Origin of the sequence: Pseudomonas shirazensis, from assembly GCF_014268785.2 — a bacterium.
Classification (GTDB): Bacteria; Pseudomonadota; Gammaproteobacteria; order Pseudomonadales; family Pseudomonadaceae; genus Aquipseudomonas; species Aquipseudomonas shirazensis.
Genome location: NZ_JABWRD020000001.1, coordinates 186,558 through 205,597 on the forward strand (window position 1 = coordinate 186,558; position 19,040 = coordinate 205,597).

At 58.4% G+C, this 19,040-nt stretch carries 14 protein-coding genes; 3 read left to right on the top strand and 11 right to left on the bottom strand.

The window, feature by feature from the left end; genetic code table 11:
- Window positions 1-32: 32 nt before the first annotated feature.
- A complete protein-coding gene (gene uraD / locus HU736_RS00875; protein WP_186698701.1) occupies window positions 33-548 on the bottom strand; it encodes a 2-oxo-4-hydroxy-4-carboxy-5-ureidoimidazoline decarboxylase in 516 nt (171 codons plus the stop codon).
- Window positions 548-1,474 carry an allantoinase PuuE gene (gene puuE / locus HU736_RS00880; RefSeq protein ID WP_186698704.1) on the bottom strand — a complete coding sequence of 309 codons (927 nt, stop codon included), beginning with the start codon at window positions 1,472-1,474 and terminating at the stop codon, window positions 548-550. Before puuE ends, uraD begins: the two co-directional genes overlap by 1 nt.
- Before the next feature lie 388 nt (window positions 1,475-1,862).
- Here puuE and uraH point away from each other — a divergent pair, with 388 nt between their 5' ends.
- Window positions 1,863-2,216 (top strand): hydroxyisourate hydrolase, encoded by a 354-nt coding sequence (uraH, locus tag HU736_RS00885; RefSeq protein WP_103436700.1) that lies wholly within the window; start codon window positions 1,863-1,865, stop codon window positions 2,214-2,216.
- 288 nt (window positions 2,217-2,504) lie between these two features.
- On the opposite strand, the gene HU736_RS21710 is transcribed toward uraH, so the two are convergent.
- The 5 genes from HU736_RS21710 to HU736_RS00910 all read right to left on the bottom strand — a co-directional run bounded on the left by HU736_RS21710 (window position 2,505) and on the right by HU736_RS00910 (window position 10,066).
- On the bottom strand, window positions 2,505-3,281 hold the full coding sequence (locus HU736_RS21710; RefSeq protein ID WP_437180442.1) for a DUF6708 domain-containing protein: 777 nt from the start codon (window positions 3,279-3,281) through the stop codon (window positions 2,505-2,507).
- Between the two features lie 196 nt (window positions 3,282-3,477).
- Complete coding sequence (locus HU736_RS00895; protein ID WP_186698706.1) at window positions 3,478-4,278, bottom strand: DUF6708 domain-containing protein; 801 nt, start codon at window positions 4,276-4,278, stop codon at window positions 3,478-3,480.
- A gap of 242 nt (window positions 4,279-4,520) precedes the next feature.
- Window positions 4,521-5,402: a DUF6708 domain-containing protein gene (locus HU736_RS00900; protein ID WP_367615275.1), complete on the bottom strand. Its 882-nt coding sequence runs from the start codon at window positions 5,400-5,402 to the stop codon at window positions 4,521-4,523.
- Window positions 5,403-5,415: 13 nt separating this feature from the next.
- Complete coding sequence (locus HU736_RS00905; protein WP_186698710.1) at window positions 5,416-8,406, bottom strand: T6SS effector BTH_I2691 family protein; 2,991 nt, start codon at window positions 8,404-8,406, stop codon at window positions 5,416-5,418.
- A 310-nt stretch (window positions 8,407-8,716) separates the two neighbouring features.
- Window positions 8,717-10,066 (bottom strand): NCS2 family permease, encoded by a 1,350-nt coding sequence (locus HU736_RS00910; protein WP_186698712.1) that lies wholly within the window; start codon window positions 10,064-10,066, stop codon window positions 8,717-8,719.
- Window positions 10,067-10,418: 352 nt separating this feature from the next.
- On the opposite strand from HU736_RS00910, the gene HU736_RS00915 reads away from it, so the two are divergent.
- The gene (locus HU736_RS00915) at window positions 10,419-11,183 is read left to right on the top strand and encodes a GntR family transcriptional regulator (RefSeq protein WP_103436706.1); all 765 of its coding nucleotides are present in this window, start codon (window positions 10,419-10,421) and stop codon (window positions 11,181-11,183) included.
- Window positions 11,184-12,046: 863 nt separating this feature from the next.
- On the opposite strand, the gene guaD is transcribed toward HU736_RS00915, so the two are convergent.
- The 4 genes from guaD to xdhA form a co-directional block, all read right to left on the bottom strand.
- Complete coding sequence (guaD, locus tag HU736_RS00920) at window positions 12,047-13,351, bottom strand: guanine deaminase (RefSeq protein WP_186698714.1); 1,305 nt, start codon at window positions 13,349-13,351, stop codon at window positions 12,047-12,049.
- A 10-nt stretch (window positions 13,352-13,361) separates the two neighbouring features.
- On the bottom strand, window positions 13,362-14,207 hold the full coding sequence (gene xdhC / locus HU736_RS00925; protein ID WP_186698716.1) for a xanthine dehydrogenase accessory protein XdhC: 846 nt from the start codon (window positions 14,205-14,207) through the stop codon (window positions 13,362-13,364).
- Between the two features lie 67 nt (window positions 14,208-14,274).
- Entirely contained in the window at window positions 14,275-16,674 is a 2,400-nt protein-coding gene (gene xdhB / locus HU736_RS00930; RefSeq protein ID WP_186698718.1) for a xanthine dehydrogenase molybdopterin binding subunit, read from the bottom strand.
- Complete coding sequence (gene xdhA, locus HU736_RS00935; RefSeq protein ID WP_181107630.1) at window positions 16,667-18,112, bottom strand: xanthine dehydrogenase small subunit; 1,446 nt, start codon at window positions 18,110-18,112, stop codon at window positions 16,667-16,669. The genes xdhB and xdhA overlap by 8 nt, the downstream gene beginning before the upstream one ends.
- A 267-nt stretch (window positions 18,113-18,379) precedes the next feature.
- On the opposite strand from xdhA, the gene HU736_RS00940 reads away from it, so the two are divergent.
- Window positions 18,380-19,039 carry a GntR family transcriptional regulator gene (locus HU736_RS00940; protein ID WP_103436712.1) on the top strand — a complete coding sequence of 220 codons (660 nt, stop codon included), beginning with the start codon at window positions 18,380-18,382 and terminating at the stop codon, window positions 19,037-19,039.
- Window position 19,040 lies beyond the last annotated feature (1 nt).

A 19,040-nucleotide genomic window follows, 5' to 3' on the forward strand; every position in this document is an offset into this window, starting at 1 on the left:
TGGCGGACTCGGGCCAGACGTTGTGGCAAGCCTTACAGCTGCAGCAGGCGGAACAGCGCGATCAGGTTGATCTGCGCCAGCGCCTCTTTGAATTCGGTATCGGCATCGTTGTGAATCCGGGTTCCGAACGCCGCCAGAATCTGGTGTCGGTTACTGCCCTTGACCGCCATGATGAACGGGAACTGGAACTTGGCCTTGTAGGCATCGTTGAGTTCGGTGAAGCGGGCGAACTCTTCGGCGGTGCACTGGTGGATACCGGCGCCGGCCTGTTCATTGGTACTCGATTCGGTCAGCTCGCCCTGGACGGCGGCTTTGCCGGCGAGGTCCGGGTGAGCGTTGATCAAGGCCAACTGGTCGGCGTGGCTGGCGCTGAGCAGGATGTCGCTCATGCGCTGATGTAGGGCTTCGATCTGGTCCAGCTCGGCCAGTTGACCGAGGTCATAGGCCTTCTCGGCCACCCACGGCGAGTGCTCGTAGATGTCGGCAAAGGCGCTGACGAACGCGTCACGGCTCAGGGTCGAAGGGGTCAGGGTCTTGAAGGCGGTCATCAGGCGTTCTCGTTCTGGTACGGGTGGGTGGTGTGCCAGTGGCGGGCGATGTCCACGCGACGGGCAAACCAGACCTGGTCATGGCTCTTGGCGTATTCGACGAAGCGCTTCAGCGCTGCCAGCCGCGCCGGGCGACCGACCAACCGGCAGTGCAGGCCGATCGAGAGCATCTTCGGCGCTTCGGCGCCTTCTTCGTAGAGCACATCAAAGGCGTCCTTGAGGTACTGGAAGAACTGCTCGCCACAGTTGAAGCCCTGCACCTGGGTGAAGCGCATGTCGTTGGTGTCGAGGGTGTACGGGATCACCAGATGCGGCTTGCCGGTCGGGTTGTTCGGCTCCCAGTAGGGCAGATCGTCGTCGTAGGTGTCGCTGTCGTAGAGGAAACCGCCTTCTTCCATCACCAGCCGACGCGTGTTGGCGCCGGTACGACCGGTGTACCAGCCCAGTGGGCGCTCGCCGGTCAGCTCGGTGAGGATGCGGATGGCTTCGAGCATGTGCTCGCGCTCCTGCGCCTCGTCCATGTTCTGGTAGTCGATCCAGCGGTAGCCGTGGCTGCAGATCTCATGGCCAGCTTCGGCCATGGCGCGGATCACATCCGGGTGGCGCTGCGCGGCCATGGCCACGGCGAAGATGGTCAGCGGTACGCCGGTATCCTTGAACAGCTTGAGCAGGCGCCATACCCCGGCACGGCTACCATACTCGTACAACGACTCCATGCTCATGTTGCGCTGGCCCTGCAGCGGCTGGGCGGCAACCATCTCGGACAGGAAGGCTTCGGACTCCTTGTCCCCGTGCAGAATGTTGCGCTCGCCGCCTTCTTCGTAGTTGAGCACGAAAGACAGCGCAATGCGGGCGTTGCCCGGCCATTGCGGGTGAGGTGGGTTGTTGCCGTAGCCGATCAGGTCGCGAGGATAGTCAGCGCTCACTGCAGTCTTCCTTCTTGTACGTTGTGCAGGTGATGGGTGGACCCGCGTCGGGTTGTCGCACTCACCGGATGGGCTGATTGTATACAACTTCTGAAATCTTTTGTAAGCCTGTTTTTCCGCATTTCTGCCCTTTTGTCGCTTGAGAACCGGTTGCAAGAAACCTGCCCATCTGGTCAGCTAACGCTCCTTGTACGCAGGTTAGGCCTTTATCCGCTGCTGTGTCGCGGTTTTTTTTCGGCGGCGCGGGGGCTGTCACGGGAGAGCTTAAAAAATTGTGTACAATCTGAAGTCAAAGTGTCTTAATGGCTTCATTCCCACTCACGGCGGGCACTGATCTGGTGCCGTCGAGTATTTTCTGCCCACGATTTGAACAAGAGGCGACAAGCACATGGGACGTTTGACCACTCACGTACTGGATGCCGCGCATGGCTGCCCGGGCAGCTCGATCAAGGTTGAGTTGTACCGTGTCGAAGGCCAGCAGCTGGAACTGGTGAACAGCGCACTGACCAACAGCGACGGCCGCGTCGATGCGCCGCTGCTGCAGGGCGACGACTACCGTACCGGCGTGTACCAGTTGCAGTTCAGTGCTGGAGATTATTACCGAGCTCGGGGCGTGGCGTTGCCAGACGCGGCGTTCCTGGATGTTGTAGTGCTGCGCTTCGGGGTTGATGAGCAACAAGAGCATTATCACGTGCCCCTGTTGATCTCGCCCTACAGCTACTCGACCTATCGCGGAAGCTAGTTGGTCGCTAGAAGAATCTTCGTAGGTCTTTGGCCCGCTCTCACACTGGCGGGCTTTTTTTCGTCTGGGGTTTTTGATTCTGAGCGGGTGATTTAGTTGGTTACGCGGCGTGGTCAGGGCGATTGGTCGTCTACAATGATGTTTTCCTATGTGACGATGGTCAAGGGGTAAGATTGTTTCATTTACGCTTCCTTTCAGATAAGTCATCTGCAGGCACTTCTAATGCCTCGGCAGGCGGTGGCGCCCCCTTGACATTGAATAAGCGGCAGACCACGTACCAGCAAATTGCTAAAGAGAGGTTGTAGGGGAAGAGAATCGCCCAGAACGGAAGCATCCAAGTTTTCTTCCCCGCATTTCACCCCTTTCGCCACTGCGCCAAGGCGCGTAATGCCGCCATGCTTGTAATGGTGTGAGGCAAATCTCATGCAGAGGGATATAGAGCCAATTAGGTTCGCCGGGTGGCGGTAGCTTGTCCGGGCCGTGATCCATGAAGCAGCGCAAATATTCCCAAGCCTGCGCGACATGCTTGATGTCCGCTTCCGTTGGTTCGTTACTATCGATCCATAGACAATCTTTTTGATGGAGGCTACCGTCTTCACGCCGTGGAGCAAATGCCAGTGCGTAGCAATTGCTAAAAGAAGCACCGCCATATTCGATGCGCTTGAACAATCCGCCGTGAACATTTTCCCAATCAAAAATTACCAGTCTTCTTAAGCGTTGGTAATAGATTTTTTTGGTAGTGCGGTTTAGATAGAAGGCTGATAGTCCTTTTATGTACCAAATTCGATAGGCTAGAAAGGGCGCAAAAATAAAGGGTGAAAGTAGGAGCATGGCTAATAGGTCGTATTCTCCTTCGAATGAGAAGTCTAGGCCCAAGATTTTTGGGTAAACAAGAATCGCCATCGCCACAATCATGGCAGTGTATAATTTTCCCATGAATACGGAGTCGGTAACCCAGGGGTTGCGGAGAACCAGTACTTCAGCGGAAAGGATGATCGTTTGATCTGCGATTCTGGGTGGTTCTGTGATGGGGTGTTTGGTTGTAAACAGCCAAATGACCGACATGTTTGTTGTCCTAGGATGTAGAGCTTTAATACGTGGCCTGGCGCGCGCTCATTGCGGGGGTGTAAGGCTTTTGTCATGGGGTTGTGACGATTTTCGGCAAGTACGACATGTTTCATCTGAGCTTTCTTTCAGGTAAATCGCTGGGTACGTAAAATGCCTCGGCGGGTGGTGGCGCTGCCTTAACGTTGAACATGCGTCAGATCACGTACCAGCTAACTGCTACTGAGAGGTTGTAAGGAAATAGAATGGCCCAAAAGGGTAGCATCCAAGTTTTCTTCCCCTGCATCTCACCGGCCTCACCTGTACGCCACGGAGCGTAGTGTCGCCATGCTTGTGATGGCGTTAGACAGATTTCGTATAGCGGTGTATATAGCCAATTGGGTTCGCCCGAGGGTGGCAATTTCGCAGTACCGTGGTCCATAAAATGACGCAGGTATTCCCAAACCTGTGCAACATATTTGACGTCAGGCTCTGTTGGTTCGTTACTATCGATCCATAGGCCGTCTTTTTTATGGAGGCTACCATCTTTACGGTGGGGGGCAATTATCAGTGCGTAGTTAGTGCTAAACGCAGATCCAGCGAATTCAATGCGCTTGAACAACCCCCCATTGACTTCATTCCAGTCAAAGGTAATGAGCGTACTAAATCGTTTGTAGTAAATTGCTTTCGTCAGTCGGTTGAGGTAAATGTTGGATAATTTCTTTATGTAGATGATTCGATAAATTAAAAAGGGTGCGAAGGTGAAAGGGGTGAGTAGATACATGGTCATGAGGTCGCAGGCACCTTCGAATGAGTTTTCAGGATCCAGTGTCCACGGATATACCAGTGCGGCCATTCCTATTATCATTGCTGTGTAGAGTTTGCCCATGAATACGGAGTCAGTCACCCAAGGGTTGCGCAGAGTAAGTACATTGGAAGAGATGTTTGAAACCTGGCTCGCAAATTTAGGTTCCTCCCTGTGCTGGTCTTTTGTTGTGAATAGCCAAGTGATTGACATGTATTAATTCTCCAGTGTGAGTTTGGTGGTTAAGCTCAAATCCTCGGTCGTGTCTTGATTTAATTAATGGTTTATATCTATTTCAGTCTCGCGTTTCATTTGCTCGATCTATATGGAGAGCTAGCTGATTGCTCGAAAATCTTCCTAGGCCTTTTGGTCCAATCTCAGGGCGGCGGGCTTTTGCGGCTGTTGCTTCCGGTTATGATCGGGTGGTTTGCTTGGTCGCGCAATGCAATCGGGTGCTATTGGTTTTCTTCTTGAGTTTGCCCGAGAGTTTTAACTAAAGCTTCAGCGGGGGCAGGGGCTTCGCGGATTTTGAACAATTTGCAAAGGTAATACCAGCAGATGGCGACGGTCATGTTGTACGGGAGCAGGATCGCCCAGAACGGTAGTTGCCAGTTTCTCTTGCCTTGCATTTCACCAGCTTCGCCGGTGCGCCAAGGAACATAATGGCTCCATGCTTTTGCGGGTGGTAGAGCAACCTCTTGAATTGGTCTGTGCCACCAGTTAGATTCGGTACAAAGAGGAAGCTTGTAAGGGCCGTGTTCCATAAAATGACGAAGGTACTCCCACACTTCAGCAACATGTTTGGCGCTGGAGTCATTGGGTTCATTGCTGTCGATCCAAAGACAAACTTTTTTATGGGCTGTACCATCTTGGCTGCCCCGTGAAAATGCCAAGCCATAGCTTGTTGTAAATGATGAGCCACTGAACTCTGTACGTTTGAATAAGCCGCCTTCAGTGTTGCTCCAGTCAAGTGTGTGTGTGGTTTGCAGTTTCCTGCAGTATATTTTTTTTGTAACTCGATTAAAGTAGACGTTCGAGAGGTTTTTTATTAAAAATACGCGATAAGCTAAAAACGGAACGAATATGAAAGGTGCAAATAACAGTAGGCCTGCAAATAGATACGCGCCTTCTAGGTCGTAATTGGCGTCAGGTTCGTGGAGGTAAGGGTATGTAAAGAGCATGGTTGTGATGATTGCCGCAGCATATAGCTTTCCCATAAATATAGAATCAGATATCCATGGGTTTCGCAAGACCAAGATGTAATTAGATATGCTTAAAAACTGTCCTGATATTTTTGGAGTAGTATGGGTCGATGTTTTGGCGTTGAATAGCCACATTATTGACATTGCTTTATTTTCCCAGTCGGAACTTTGCAGTTGAGCTAGTTTGGCCGTCCAGTCCTTGCTTAGGCTTAAAGCTAATTTTGAGTACGGCGTATGTCTTATCTTGTACTTCTTTTTTAAAATGTAAGACCAGGCCTTGCCGGGTGGTGTAGCACGTTGGAGTGATTGTAGTGACCGTATGGTCGCTGTCGGTGTATTCGAGAAGATCCGCTGCCCATTCGCTTTGCCCAATTATAAACTCGCGTAGGAGTATGGTGAATTCCACGGTAGGGGCTATTTTGCTTGTCTCGTTGTAGATAATATCTGTCCAGTTAGGTGGGCTCCAGAAATCGTTAGCGCTCCATGTGCTGGCCAAACCGTTCAGACCCATCTCATGTGCCTCGGTTGAAGAAAGCATGATCGGCGCATAGAACGTGGAGTACCAAGCTTGAATTTCTTTGCTTAGATTATGGTAGTTAGGTAGTTTTTTATCATGGTCTAAATGGATGTCCAGCCTAGACTCCCCATCGTTCGAGCGACTGCCAAATATACTGCGAACTGCCCATAGCTCTATGGGGTTGTGGAGTCGCTCGCTGGACCTCGCATATAGGTACATTCCTCCGGCAATAGCACCAGCGCCTAGCAATACTATGGCTGCAGCCGCCCAACCTGCGAACGGTACTACGCTGATCAGTCCTGCTACTGCAAAGCTACCCTCCAGTACTAGGAAAGAGCCTGCTGCGAACGAGATTCCGCCCGCAGCAGTGTAAGCGCCAGCCATTAAATCGCCATTCTGTTTTTGGCGATAAGCTTTTGCGAAGTCTGAGTGCAGCCCCAAGATCATAGCTGGGTAGCCTGTTAAGCGCGCGAACAGCTTGCTGTCGAGGAATCTCACGAGACTGTTACCAAATGCAATACCTGGGGCTGAGGGGTTTAGTCTCAGTACTAGTGCCTTCTGTGCCGCTCGCGCACTTACTAAGGTCGCGGCCGTTGCGCCCATCACGCCAAATATAGATGAAGCGAGCCCTGTTATGTATTCAAGTCCATCATTGTCTAGTAAGTTGTTGTAAGCGGTCCTCAGGCTTATCAAGTTGAACCAGAGCATGCCTGAGTTAGCTGCTGCTCCTGCTGTTGAAGCGAGCAGGCCCAGTAAGCTGGGTTTGGCCCGAGAGATTTCAGTTATTTCCAAAGTCACCGTGCGAGTGCCAGTAATGCGCAGCGTTTTTATCTCTTCAACCTGAGCCATGGCGGTCCTCAGGTAACGTTCCACCTCTTGACTGAAAGGATTGTCGCGCACGAGCTGATCGGTGATGCTGTACCGCGCGGCTAGTAGACCCAGAGCCTTCTCGGCATTTGCTTCTGATGCTGCCAGTAACACTTGCTGACGCAAGGTATGGCTGGCGTCCCAGCGGGTCTGACCCCTCATCCGCTTGAGAACGATTGTGGTGACGGACTGGGCAGTAAGGTCAGTAATGCCGGCTGTTGCAGGGAAGCGCCCGGCGAGTCCTTGGATGACGCTGTCGCTAGTCCCGAGCAAGCTCCCTATTGCGTCAGCCTTATCTTTAAGTGGATTGAACGGTGCCAGTGCCACGTATAGCAGGCTTTCATGCTGGTCGAACCACTGCTCCAAGCGCTTGAAACGGCGATCCTCGTCTTCTGTGCCTAGCGCAGGTTGGCTCATGGGGTTGATCAGTAGAGCGAGGGACATCTCCAATCCGCGGGCGGAGGTGCAGTCATCACGGTCATAGCTAGCCAGCGCTGCAGCAAGGCTGGTGGGTTCATCGATATGCTGGTTTTCGGCTGTAGCCAGCCAGATGTCATGGTCGTTACTGGCTTGCAGGGCTTGTTTGCGCAGCACGTCAATACGCTTTTCCAGCTCATCGCGTTCGGCAAGGAATCTAAGGTATTTGTCCGTATCAATCCGCAAACCGAGCCGTGCGCCGTGCTCCGAGTAGTTCTCGTGGGTTAGTGCTCGGTAACGTGCCTCGGCGGCAGGCGGCCATGGGCGGCCTTTTGATATGCTCAGCTGGCGCGCTGCTTCATCTATCGAACGTCGAGGCCGGGCCGGATACATGCTGACCAGTGTCTTGTCGAGCAGCATCGCCACCAGGTTGCGGTGGTGGAAGTCGCGGCTTTGTGGGCTCAGCCGCTCCGCGTCCAGACGAAAGCACTTGGGCACGCAGGCCTGCTCGGAACTCGGCTCAGGCTCATGGGGATACAGTTGCTCGGACGGGATCAGATCGCGCATCTGGTGCTGATAGGCCGAAACCGACAGGCTCAGGTCCAGCGCCATGCCTTCTGCGTCATTGAGCGCAACCACCGCCGGGATCTTCGGCTGGGTATACGGGTACTGGCGGAGCATCGCGGCCAGCGAGCCCATCGGCAAAGTTTCCTTTATCGGGTGGCTGCTCCAGGTCAAAGACATGCGTCGGTCTTCGGGCTTGAAGTCTTCAACCCAGTCCTTCAGCGCGCTGACCGGCAATACATGCTGCTGGGTCGAGGGCTGCTTGCTGCCGGCGACCAGCTCAGCAGTATCCAGCAAACGCATATGCCGCCCGCGCAGAGCCTCAGACTGGCAAATTCGGGCGGTCATGGCTTTGGTCCACAGGTGCGGGCTGTAAGCGATCCAGACTTCTTTGCCGGCCTCGGCGCTGGTGTCGGCCCAGACCCAGCCGAGGGTACGGCTGCCCATATAGCGTTTACGTCGGTTGTAGCAATCAAGGCCGCAATAGCGCAGTTCCTGATAGTGGCCGTCGCCGTCGTATTCGTGGATGACCAGCTTTTCGCGTTTCGTCCCCTTCATGAACACATACACATAGCCCGGGCGCAGAGCACGTAGGGTGTAGGCGGAGTGCTGCAGCGGGGCAAAGCCTTGTTCGAGGTTGAGACTGGACTCCGCATAGCGACATGCTGGCGCATCGGCGGGCCGCGGGACGATGGCGTAACGCACCGGCAGGATGGGCACGCGGCCGCTGCAGGTGGGACCTGAGGTTGCGCAACTGACTGGAGGCTCGCTCATGAGCGCACGCTACTTTGTGCTGGCGTTGCCGCGAACGGAAGACGGAGAGGCAGAACAGTTAAATGTGGCATGGGACGCGCTTCCTGCAGATCCGAGAAATGGCTCGGAATCATGAATTTCTGCAGAAGCGGTTGGATAGCAGACGAAGCCTACAGGGCTGTAGGAAAGTTCTCGCTGAGGCGTGGGATTTGCAGCGGGCCTGCGACTTGACGGGATGCGACCGTCCCGACAGGCCCCAGTGAGAGCCTGTGCGAGCAAACGCCGTCACTACCGGCGCGGCAAATGCCAGACGCCGGCGGGGTGGGGAGCTTTACAGGAAGACGAACTTGGCGATGAAGATCACGCACAGCACCCACAAGCTGGCAGAGATTTCCTTGTATTTGCCGGTACCCGCCTTGAGCACCACGTAGCTGATGAAGCCCAGGGCGATGCCGTCGGCGACCGAGAAGGTCAGCGGCATCATGATGACAGTGACGATCGCGGGGATGCTGTCGGTGGCTTCATCCCAGTTGATGTGGGCCATGCTGCCCATCATCAGCATCGCGACATAGATCAGCGCGCCCGCGGTGGCATAGGCTGGAATCATCCCGGCCAGCGGTGCGAAGAACATCGCCGCCACAAACAGCAGGCCAACCACCACCGCCGTCAGACCGGTACGGCCGCCTGCAGCCACCCCGGCGGCACTTTCGACGTAGCTGGTCACCGGCGGTACGCCGACGGCGGCGCCGAATACGCTCGAGGCGCTGTCGGCCTTCAATGCACGCGAAAGGTTCTCGATCTTGCCGTCCGCCGACACTAGCCCGGCGCGTTGGGCGACGCCCATCAGAGTGCCAGCGGTGTCGAACATGTGCACAAACAGGAAGGCCAGCACCACACTGATCATGCTGACGTTGAACACCCCGGCAATGTCCATGGCCAGCCAGGTTGGCGCCAGGCTCGGCGGCAGCGAGAACACGCCGCCGTACTGCACCAGGCCCAGACCCCAGCCAGCAAGGGTGACGCTGATGATGGCGATGAGGATCGCGCCGAAAACGCGGTGGTAGCTGAGCACGGCGATCATCAGAAAGCACACGGCGGCCAGCAGCGGCCCTGGTTCATGCAGCGAACCGAGCTTGATCAAGGTGGCGGGGCTGTCGACCACAATACCTGCAGTCTTCAAGCCGATCAGTCCGAGAAATAGCCCGACGCCGGCGCCCATGGCATGGCGCAGGCTGACCGGGATGCTGTTGAGCAGCCACTCGCGCACGCGCGACAAGGTCAGGAACATGAATAGCACCCCGGAGACGAACACGGCACCCAGCGCCGCCTCCCAGGTGTAACCCATGGTGCCGACCACGGTGTAGGTAAAGAAGGCGTTGAGGCCCATGCCCGGGGCCAGGCCTACTGGCCAGTTGGCGTACAGGCCCATCAACAGGCAGCCCAGTGCGGCGGCGATGCAGGTCGCGACGAACGCGGCGCCATGATCAATGCCGGCGTCGGCCATGATGTTGGGGTTGACGAAGATGATGTAGGCCATGGTGATGAAGGTGGTCACCCCAGCGATCATTTCGGTCTTGACGGTGGTGCCATGTCGCTTGAGTTTGAAAATCCGTTCCAGCCAGCTCGTTTCGAGCGGTGGAGTGAGATCCAGCGTAGGGGCGTCGGATTTGCGGGTGTCCACTGCGAGTACTCCTCAAGTCTTTCTTGTTGTTCGGAACCAGTGTCCTGCGCTACGCACTTGGTGATTCCGCGAGGGTGAGGCAGACGTCTGACCTGTTTGTTGACTCATGGGTCAAGAAGTTGCTCGCTGGATTATGCGTTTGTGTACAAATAATGCAAATAATGTTTTATCTTTCCTGGGTACAATCTTGTAAATAGTGGCTATATGCCGAAATGGCCACCTGCAGAAACGCGTCAGCCTGTGTACAATGGGCCAGTACCTTTCTTCTTATTTCCAACCAGGGCTTGCCAGCCACCCTCTGACAGGCAGTACAGTCAAGGTCCGATTGGCGGATTCCCATGCTCGAGTGCCCATGAACGAACAGCTGCAGCCTCTCAAGAAACCTGTACGCACCGGCAAGGCCGGGCGCAGTGGTACCCAGGACGACATCGTCTACGCGCATATTTTCGAGGCGATCCTCGAGCAGCGGCTGGCGCCGGGCACCAAGTTGAGCGAGGAAGCGCTGGGCGAGATCTTTGGCGTCAGCCGCACCATCATTCGTCGCGCCTTGTCGCGTCTGGCCCACGAGAGCGTGGTGTTGCTGCGGCCTAATCGCGGTGCCGTGGTTGCCAGTCCGACAGTTGAAGAGGCGCGGCAGGTGTTCTTTTCGCGACGGATGGTTGAGCGGGCGATCACTGAGTTGGCGGTGCAGCATGCTACGGCTGAGCAGTTGAACGAGTTGCGGCAGATGGTGCGCGAGGAGCGTGACAGCTTCTCGCGGGGTGATCGGGGGGCTGGGATTCGGCTTTCCGGGGAGTTTCACCTGAAGCTGGCTGAGGCTGCTGGCAATGCTCCTTTGGTGAGTTTCCAGCGTAGCTTGGTGTCGCAGACATCTTTGATCATTGCGCAATATGAGAGCGGGAACCGGTCGCACTGTTCGTATGATGAGCATATGCAGCTGATCGATGCGATCGAGGCGCGGGATGCGGGGCAGGCGGTTAGCTTGATGATGCATCATATGGATCATATCGACAGTAAGCTGAACCTCGATGAGGAGAGTGCTTCGGACGATTTGCATGCGGTGTTTTCGCATTTGTTGCAGAAGAAGCCTGCTCGGGTTTCTTCGGCCAAGGGTTGATTGCGGCGTAGGCTGGGTTGGGGGTTTATCCATTTCTTGTGGTGGGTGATCGGGCCCCTTTCGCCTTTACGGCGAATCACTTTTTTGGCAAACGCCCCAAAAAAGTAACCAAAAAAATGCTTGGCTCCACATACGGCCCCTTCGCTGCGCTGCGGGGTTCCCTCGCTCCGGCCTTGCTCCCGGGAGGACCGCGCTGTACGGCCCATCCTGGGCCGCAGCGCTTGCCGGCCATCCATGGCCGTCACCTCCCTTCGCAAGACCTGCGCTCGGCCTCCTGAGTCGCCGGTGGATCAAGATCAAGATCAAGATCAAGAGCACGCCTCGCTGCGCTGGCGCATAGCGGGGGCAGTGTGGGTTTCGCGATTGTGGTTCGATGTTGGATTGCCGGGGCCGCTGTGCGGCCCTTTCGCGACACGAGGCGCTCCTACACTGACCGCGTTTGTCGATAATACGCGGTCAACTGTTGGAGCGGCCTTGTGTCGCGAAAGGGCTGCGCAGCAGCCCCAGCAATCTCAATCCAGACGAAAATCATGCAGCCACACCCATCCGCCCTGCGCCAGCGCAGCGAGGCGTGCTCTTGATCTACCAGCGACCTCAGAAGGCCGAACGCAGGCATTGCGAAGGGAGGTGCCGGCCATGGATGGCCGGCAAGCGCTGCGGGCCAGGATGGCCCGTACAGCGCGGTCCTCCCGGGAGCATTGCCGGAGTGAGGGAGCCCCGCAGCGCAGGGGCCGTATGTGGGAACGACGGCTTTTGGTTCCTTTTGGCCACGACCAAAAGGGACTCGCCGTAAGGGCGGGAAGGGGCCAGAACGTCCAACAAATCAAATAGATAAGCCCACAACCCATCTCGTGCACAAGCCGCTACCGCTGATGCACACACCGCCCAGCTGCATAAGTCTCCAGCACCGTCCGATCATCCCCAAGCGTCGTCAGCACAAACAGCGTCTCCTCAATCCCACCCGACTGCTCCAGACGATACTCAAGCAACGGCGTAGCCTTGAAGTCCAACACCACAAAGTCCGCATCATTACCCGGACGCAAACTCCCCACCCGATCCTCCAGGTGCAAAGCCCGAGCCCCACCCAGCGTTGCCAGGTACAACGACTTGAACGGATGCAACCGCGCGCCCTGCAACTGCATCACCTTGTAAGCCTCGTTCAACGTATGCAGTAACGAAAAACTGGTCCCCGCGCCAACATCCGTGCCCAGCCCGACGTTGACCTTGAACTTCTCAGCTTGCGGCAAGTTAAACAAGCCACTGCCCAGGAACAGGTTCGAGGTCGGGCAGAACGCCACCGCCGAGCCCGTCTCCGAAAGCCGCTGACACTCTTCATCACACAGATGCACGCCATGGGCAAACACCGACCGCTCACCCAGCAATTCGAAGTGATCGTAGACGTCCAGATAACCCTTCTGCTCCGGGAACAAGCCCTTGACCCAGTCGATCTCCTGCAGGTTCTCGGACAGGTGCGTATGCATGTACACCCCCGGATGCTCCTTCAGTAACTGGCCGGCCATCGCCAATTGCTCGGGCGTGCTGGTCGGGGCAAAGCGCGGCGTCACCGCATAGTGCAGCCGGCCCTTGCCATGCCAGCGCTGAATCAGCGCCTTGCTCTCGGTGTAGGACGACTCCGCAGTGTCGGTCAGATAATCCGGCGCGTTGCGGTCCATCATCACCTTGCCGGCGATCAGGCGCAGGTCCAGCCGCTCGGCCTCTTCGAACAGCGCGTTGACCGACTCCGGATGCACACTGCCGAACGCCAGCGCGGTGGTGGTGCCGTTGCGCAGCAGCTCCTGCAGGAAGATCTTCGCGACCTTGTCGGCATGCGCCTTGTCGGCAAACTGCTTTTCGCAGGGGAAGGTGTAGGTGTTCAGCCAGTCCAGCAACTGCTCGCCATAGGAGCCGATCATGCCGGTCTGCGGGAAATGGATATGGGTGTCGATAAAGCCCGGAGTGATCAGGGCATCCTGGTAATGCACCACGTCGATGTTGGCATCCAGCGTCGGCAGCAGATCGCTGGCGTGACCGAGGGCGCTGATGCGGCCTTCGTCGACCACCAGCAGGCCGTCCGGGTAGTACTCGCAGGATGCCTCCAGGCCGACTTCGGCGGGGTCGCCAACGCTGTGCAGAATGGCGGATCGGTAAGCTTTGCGGGTTGCGCTCATAACACTCTCGTCAATTGGCGTGGCTGCGGCGCGACGGCGGCAGCAACTGAGCAATGGGGCCGGCATTGACCGCAGCATCGTGCTGGCCAAAACAGGCGTTGTAGGTGGCGATGATTTCGCCGGCAATCGACACGGCGATCTCGATCGGCAATTTGCCTTTGACCTCGGCCAGGCCCATCGGGCAGCGCATGCGTGCTACCACCGCATCGTCATAGCCGCGATCACGCAGGCGATGCTCGAACTTGGCCCGTTTGGTCTTCGAGCCGATGAGGCCGAACCAGGTGAAGTCGTTGCGCTTGAGGATCGCCGCGGTCAGCTCCAGATCGAGCTGGTGGTTGTGGGTCATGACGATGCAGTAACTGCCTGGCGGCAGCGCAGCCACTTCGTCGACCGGCTCCTCGCTGATGATGCGGCTCACGCCGCTGGGGATCAGCTCCGGGAATTCTTGCTCGCGCGAGTCGATCCAGCGCACCCGGCAGGGCAGGGCAGCCAGCAAGGGTACCAGAGCCCGGCCGACGTGGCCCGCACCGAACACGGCGATCTCGGCCTGCACCGCCGCCATTGGCTCGAACAGCAGCACGGTAACGCCGCCGCAGCATTGGCCAAGGCTCGCGCCGAGGCTGAAGCGCTCCAGATGCGGGGTGCTGCGCTGCTCGTCGAGCATCTGCCGGGCGATGTGCAGAGCCTTGTACTCAAGGTGGCCACCGCCGATGGTGTCGAACAGCTGGCGGGCGCTGACGACCATCTTCGAGCCGGCATTGCGCGGGGTCGAGCCGCGCTCTTCGATGATGGTCACCAGCACGCAGGGTTCACCGCGAGCTTGCAGGTCGGCGAGGGCGTTGATCCATTGGTGCATGATACAAAACCTCAGTTGGCTTCAACTCAGCCGCGCGCAGTACAGCGCTGCGCACGGCTGCCTGCGGTCACGATGTGACAGGTTCCACGTGCTGTTCAGCAGGCTGCTGCACGGCCAGGGTCTGGCGCATCTGCTCGCAGCCCCACAGGACCCGCTCAGGCGTGGCCGGCGCGTCGATGTTGGGCTGCGCGCGGTAGTCGGCGATGCTGGCGACGGCGTCCTTGATCGCGCACCAGGCAGCGATGCCGAGCATGAACGGCGGCTCGCCGACGGCCTTGGAATGGAACACGGTGTCTTCCGGGTTCTTGCGGTTCTCGACCAGCTTGACCCGCAGGTCCAGCGGCATGTCGGCCACTGCCGGGATCTTGTAGCTGGCCGGGCCGTTGGTAACCAGCTTGCCCTTGGCGTTCCACACCAGCTCTTCGGTGGTCAGCCAGCCCATGCCCTGAATGAAGCCGCCTTCGACCTGACCGATGTCGATGGCCGGGTTCAGCGAGTCGCCGACGTCGTGCAGGATATCGGCACGCAGCATCTTGTACTCGCCGGTCAGGGTGTCGACGATGACCTCGACGCAGGCTGCGCCAAAGGCGAAGTAGTAGAACGGCCGGCCGCGCGCCTGCGAGCGGTCGTAGAAGATCTTCGGCGTGCGGTAGAAGCCGGTAGTCGAAAGCGACACCTGGGCAAAATAGGCCTGCTGCACCAGCGTCTCGAAGCTGATCAGTTCCTCACGCACGCGCACATGGCCGTTGCGGAATTCAACGTCTTCCTCAGTGACATTCCAGTGCCGGGCGGCGAACTCGACCAGGCGCTTCTTGAGGATTTCCGCCGCGTTCTGCGCCGCCTTGCCGTTCAGGTCGGCGCCACTGGATGCAGCGGTCGGTGAGGTGTTGGGGACCTTGTCGGTATTGGTCGCCGTGATCTGAATGCGGTCGATCTCGACCTGGAACACCTGCGCAACCACCTGCGCAACCTTGGTGTTCAACCCCTGGCCCATCTCGGTGCCGCCATGGTTGAGGTGGATGCTACCGTCGGTGTAGATGTGGATCAGCGCACCGGCCTGGTTGAGGAAGGTGGCAGTGAACGAGATGCCGAACTTGACCGGGGTCAGCGCCAGACCTTTTTTCAATACCGGGCTGTGCTCGTTGAAGTGGCGGATCGACTTGCGCCGCTCGGCGTAGTCGCTGCTGGCCTCCAGTTCGGCGGTCATTTCCTCGATCAGGTTGTGTTCGACGGTCTGGTAGTAATGGGTGACGTTGCGTTCGGTCTTGCCGTAGTAGTTAGCCTTGCGCACATCCAGCGGGTCACGGCCGAGCTGACGGGCAATGTGGTCCATCACCTGCTCGATGGCGACCATGCCCTGCGGCCCGCCGAAACCTCGGTAAGCGGTGTTGGAGGCGGTGTTGGTCTTGCAGCGGTGGCCGTTGACGGTGGCGTCGCCAAGGTAATAGGCGTTGTCCGAGTGGAACATGGCGCGGTCGACAATCGAGCCGGACAGGTCAGGCGAGTAGCCGCAGTTGCCGGCGAGGTCGAACTGGATGCCGTGCAGGCGGCCGTCGTCATCGAAGCCGACGTCGTACTCGACGTAGAACGGGTGGCGCTTGCCGGTCATGGTCATGTCTTCGACCCGTGGCAGGCGCATCTTGGTCGGCTGGCCGGTCAGCCGCGCGATCACCGCGCACAGGCAGGCCGGGCTGGCGGCCTGGGTTTCCTTGCCGCCGAAACCGCCACCCATGCGGCGCATGTCGAGGACGATCTTGTTCATCGGCACATCGAGCACTTCGGCGACCAATTTTTGCACTTCGGTCGGGTTCTGCGTCGAGCAGTACACGATCATGCCGCCGTCTTCGGTCGGCATCACCGAGGAGATTTGCGTTTCCAGGTAGAAGTGCTCCTGGCCACCGATATGCAAGGTGCCTTGCAAGCGGTGCGGGGCGCTGGCCAGGGCGGCAACCGAATCACCGCGCTGATGGGTATGGCTGTCAAGTACGAAGTGCTTGTCGCGCAGCGCTTGCACAACATCCAGCACCGGCTCGAGGTCTTCGTATTCAATGATCGCCGCCATCGCCGCACGGCGAGCGGTTTCCAGGTCGCGGGCAGCTACCGCCAGCACCGGTTGGCCGAAGAACTCGACCTTGTCGATCGCCAGCAACGGGTCGCCGGCGACCACCGGGCCGATGTCCTTGAGGCCGGGGATGTCTTCATGGGTGATGGCGATGCGCACGCCTTCAAAGGCGTAGCATGGCGCGGTATCGATACTCAGGATGCGCGCGTGGGCGCGGTCAGCTGTGCGCGCATACACATGCAACTGATTGGGGAATTCGAGGCGGTCATCGATATACACCGCTTCGCCGCTGACGTGTTTGTCGGCGCTGTCGTGCTTGACGCTGCGGCCGACGCCGGTGGTCAGGTCCTGGCGGAACAGTTCGGCCATCTCGGCCTGGCTCTTGACGGCATGATGATTAGACATAGTCGGTCACCCGGGTTTCGATGTGCGGCGATTGCAGTTCGATGAAGTACTTGCGCAGCAGGTTCTGTGCGGTCAGCAGGCGGTATTCCTTGCTCGCGCGGAAGTCCGAGAGCGGGCTGAAGTCTTCGCCCAGCGCCTGGCAGGCACGTTCAAGGGTGGCCTGGTTCCACGGCTTGCCGCGCAGCGCGGCTTCACAGGCGCGGGCGCGTTTGGGAATCGCGGCCATGCCGCCAAAGGCAATGCGCACGCCGCTGACCACACCGTTTTCGATGCTCAGGTTGAACGCTGCACAAACTGCCGAGATGTCGTCGTCCAGGCGCTTGGAGACCTTGTAGGCGCGGAACGTCCAGTCATTGCTGGCCCGCGGCACGATGATCTTCTCGATGAACTCGCTGTCCTGGCGGGCCGTGATGCGGTAGTCGATGAAGTAGTCTTCCAGTGGCAGCACGCGCTGGCGCTGGCCCTGGCGCAGTACCACCTGGGCATCCAGGGCAATCAGCAGCGGCGGCGAGTCACCGATGGGCGAGGCATTGCCGATGTTGCCGCCGAGGGTGCCTTGGTTGCGGATTTGCAACGAGGCAAAGCGGTGCAGCAGGGCGCCGAAATCGGGGTACTCGTCGCTGAGCGCGCCGTAGCAGTCGGTCAACGGCGTAGCTGCGCCGATCTCCAGATGAGTGGCGGTCTTGTCGATGCGCTTGAGTTCGGCGACGTTGCCGACATAGATCATTACCGGCAAGGTCTTGTGGAACTGGGTCACTTCCAGCGCCAGGTCGGTGCCGCCGGCAAGCAGGCGCGCTTCTGGGTGCGAGCTGTACAGGTCGGCCAGGTCGGCTACGGTCAGCGGCACCAGGCAGCGCTTGTCGCCGCTGTTCAGTTCGCCGGTTTCGGACGGGGCGATGGCCTTGAGGCGGGCGATGGTCTGCGCCTGCTGCGCATCGAACTGATCGCGGCACGGTGTGGCGCAGCTCTGTTCGGCAGCGGCGAGGATCGGCCGGTAGCCGGTGCAACGGCATAGGTTGCCGGCGAGGGCTTCCTGGGCCTGCTGGGTGTCGGCGCCGTTGCTGTTCTTCTGCAAGGCAAACAGCGACATGACAAAGCCTGGAGTGCAGAAGCCGCATTGCGAGCCGTGGCAGTCGGCCATGGCTTTTTGCACACTGTGCAGTTCGCCCTGATGCTTGAGGCCTTCGACGCTGATCAATTGTTTGCCGTGCAACGACGAAACGAAGGTCAGGCACGAGTTGAGGCTGCGGTAGCGCAGGCTCTGGCCGTCTTCTTCGAGCTCGCCGACCACCACTGTACAGGCGCCGCAGTCGCCACTGGCGCAGCCTTCCTTGGTGCCGGATTTGCCAAGGTGTTCGCGCAGGTACTGCAGCACGGTCATGTTCGGGTCCAGGGCGTGCTCATTACGCAGCTCCTGGTTTACGAGAAACTGGATCACGGGGGAGGCCTCGCAATGGTTTTATTGTTGTTCCGGCGGACTCTAAGCAGGCTTGATCGCCGGGTCAATGATTTTCTGACTCAAAGGTCAAGAAATCGCGCATAGTGAGTCCGCACCGAACAGTGTGCCTTTTACAAAGCATAGATCGCGCCTGATCGCCGGTCCGGCTTGCCAACGAATAAAGCGCAGCGCCCCTCTGCGCGACTGCCAGGCAAGTGCGCTACAATCCGCCGCTTGTGCCCAGTTCAATGATTTTGAAGGAAAACCATGACGTTCAAGGCGCCGGACAGTCTCTCCGAGCAGATTGCCCACCATCTGGCCGAGCGGATCATCCGCGGCGAGCTTGCCCCGGGTGAGCGGATCCAGGAGCAAAAGGTCACTCAGGCCCTGAACGTCAGCCGCGGCTCGGTGCGCGAGGCGCTGTTGATCCTTGAACGTCGCCATCTGGTGGCGATCCTGCCGCGGCGGGGCGCCCACGTGACGCGTCTTGACGAACGCAGTGTGCGCAGCCTGTGCGCATTGATGGGCGAGTTCTACATACTGCTCGGCAACGCCGTTGCCCAGAAATGGCGCACTGATGCGGACCTGATGCCGTTTCTGGGCATTCAGCAGCGCTTGCAACAGGCCTACGCCGCCACTGACATCAAGACCTTCGTCGCCGAAAGCTTCGCGGTGATGCGCGCTGCGTATCCGTTCGCCGACAACCCGTACCTGCAGGAAACCGTCGAGAACCTGCAGCCCGCCATGAGCCGCGCCTATTACCTCGCGCTGGATCAGCGCCAGGCCAATATGCTCGACTACCTCGACCTGTTCGATCGCCTGCTGCAGGCGGTGGTCGCGCGCGACATTGCACGTATTCGCGAAGTGCTGGTTGCATACTGCCAGCGCAGCTGCGAGCTGGTGCTGGCTGCGTTGGCGCGGGCCTGAT

Coding starts and splice junctions, on each gene's coding strand:
- uraD (WP_186698701.1), bottom strand. CDS start 548: ATGACCGCCTTCAAGACCCTGACCCCTTCGACCCTGAGCCGTGACGCG.
- HU736_RS21710 (WP_437180442.1), bottom strand. CDS start 3,281: ATGTCGGTCATTTGGCTGTTTACAACCAAACACCCCATCACAGAACCA.
- HU736_RS00940 (WP_103436712.1), top strand. CDS start 18,380: ATGACGTTCAAGGCGCCGGACAGTCTCTCCGAGCAGATTGCCCACCAT.
- uraH (WP_103436700.1), top strand. CDS start 1,863: ATGGGACGTTTGACCACTCACGTACTGGATGCCGCGCATGGCTGCCCG.
- HU736_RS00900 (WP_367615275.1), bottom strand. CDS start 5,402: ATGTGGCTATTCAACGCCAAAACATCGACCCATACTACTCCAAAAATA.
- HU736_RS00915 (WP_103436706.1), top strand. CDS start 10,419: ATGAACGAACAGCTGCAGCCTCTCAAGAAACCTGTACGCACCGGCAAG.
- xdhB (WP_186698718.1), bottom strand. CDS start 16,674: ATGTCTAATCATCATGCCGTCAAGAGCCAGGCCGAGATGGCCGAACTG.
- HU736_RS00905 (WP_186698710.1), bottom strand. CDS start 8,406: ATGAGCGAGCCTCCAGTCAGTTGCGCAACCTCAGGTCCCACCTGCAGC.
- HU736_RS00895 (WP_186698706.1), bottom strand. CDS start 4,278: ATGTCAATCACTTGGCTATTCACAACAAAAGACCAGCACAGGGAGGAA.
- guaD (WP_186698714.1), bottom strand. CDS start 13,351: ATGAGCGCAACCCGCAAAGCTTACCGATCCGCCATTCTGCACAGCGTT.
- xdhC (WP_186698716.1), bottom strand. CDS start 14,207: ATGCACCAATGGATCAACGCCCTCGCCGACCTGCAAGCTCGCGGTGAA.